We start from the raw sequence: 1,498 nt of genomic DNA, 5'->3' as shown, positions 1-1,498 counted from the left end.
CGCCGCCGTGCCCACAGTCCCGGGGCGCAACAACTTCTTTGACCACAGCGTCCCGGAAAATGCACTGCGGCGACGCAACCTGGAGCTGTACCTCAAGGAACTGCTGGACCGTTCACCGAAGGTGCTGCTGCTGGGTGAGGCGCCGGGATTCAGAGGCATGCGGATCACCGGCGTGCCCTTCACCAACCGCACCATGTTCCAGGGGCCGGCCAACAGCTTTGGCCTGTTCGGTCCGGGGAAGGGCTACGTGTTGCCGCCGGAGGCAGCGGACGTTGCTGCAGAGCCCACCGCAACCGTGATGTGGGACGTGCTGGCCGAACTGCAGTTCCTGCCCCTGCTGTGGAGCGCCTGCCCCTGGCATACCCATGTTCCGGGGAAGCCCCAGTCCAACCGCACTCCCACTGCCGCGGACGCAAGGCTTGGAACGCCGTTCTGGCAGTCACTCGCGGAGCTGTTCGGCATCGATTCTGTGGTGGCCGTGGGCAACGTGGCACACCACAGCCTGCTTTTCAGCGGTGTGGATGCACCCAAAGTGCGACACCCCTCGCATGGCGGAAGAGCCGGTTTCAAGCGGGGCCTGGAGGAGCTGCTCAGCGCCGAAGTGATTGGCCGCTAGCCGAGGAGGTAGAGCTGCTCCGGGGTATCAACGTCCAGGCCGTTCGAAAGGTCGCTGCAGTCCACCTCGTCCACCAGTTCCGGATGGGCCCGCAGGAAGCCGCGTGCCCCGGCGTCTCCCGTCACTGTGGCGGCCACGGCTTCCCGGAGCGCGGCGTCGATGATCAGGGGGTGCCCGCGGCGTGTGGTGCCGTTGCCGCCATCGTAAGAAGCTGCCGTGAGCCGGCCCGGACAGTGTGCCGCCAGGAGCCTGCCCACTGTTCCGGGCGTAAGGCCCGGCTGGTCCACGAGCGCCACCATCAGGTGGTCCCGGGGATCGGCGTCGGCGTTGCCCAGCAACAGTGAGCTGCCCATCCCGGATTGCCACTCGTGGTTAACCACCGTCCGGTACCGGTCCAGTTCGGCAATGGTGGCGACGTCCGGGGCGCCGGCGCCGAGGACCACCACCACTTCCCGGCAGCCGCCGTCGAGCAGCGCCCCGGCCACCGATTCCACGAGCGGCCGGCCGCGGTAGGGGAGCAGGGCTTTGGGGCCCCGGCCGAGCCTGGTCCCGGCCCCGGCCGCGAGCACAACCCCCGTGGCCCTGATCTCCTCCGCGTTGCCCATGTCTGCACCCTAACTCTTCGGGTGTCCGTGTCCTTCCTAGGCGTCGCCGCCGCCCCCGCCGGTGGTGCCGGCGTTGACGTCCAGGAGCTTGTACCGGTCCATCGCGTATTGCGGCGCGCCCTCCTCAATTTCGCCCCTCGCCGCGAGCATCTGCAGCGCTTTGACCACGACGGAGTGGGTGTCGTTCTTGAAGAAGCGGCGGGCTGCGGCGCGGGTGTCGGAGAAGCCGAAGCCGTCGGCGCCGAGGGTGGCGAATTCGTTGGGCACGAACTGGCGG

The 1,498-nt window shown here is 68.4% G+C and carries 3 protein-coding genes; 1 reads left to right on the top strand and 2 read right to left on the bottom strand.

What is annotated here, in order from left to right:
• The coding region (locus FNL14_RS00020) for a uracil-DNA glycosylase (RefSeq protein WP_142056846.1) at positions 1–616 on the top strand (616 nt) is incomplete at its 5' end.
• Here the strand turns inward: FNL14_RS00020 and nboR are convergent.
• Positions 613–1,221, bottom strand: a complete 609-nt coding sequence (gene nboR / locus FNL14_RS00015) for a nicotine blue oxidoreductase (protein WP_142056554.1) — start codon at positions 1,219–1,221, stop codon at positions 613–615. The two genes, FNL14_RS00020 and nboR, sit on opposite strands and share 4 nt — an antisense overlap.
• 36 nt (positions 1,222–1,257) lie before the next feature.
• The coding region (locus tag FNL14_RS00010; protein WP_142056844.1) for a hypothetical protein at positions 1,258–1,498 on the bottom strand (241 nt) is incomplete at its 5' end.

It is taken from the genome of Pseudarthrobacter sp. B4EP4b, from assembly GCF_006680095.1.
Classification (GTDB): domain Bacteria; phylum Actinomycetota; class Actinomycetes; order Actinomycetales; family Micrococcaceae; genus Arthrobacter.
Note: the sequence above shows the minus strand (reverse complement) of the source record. Positions and strands in the feature narration are given on the sequence as shown.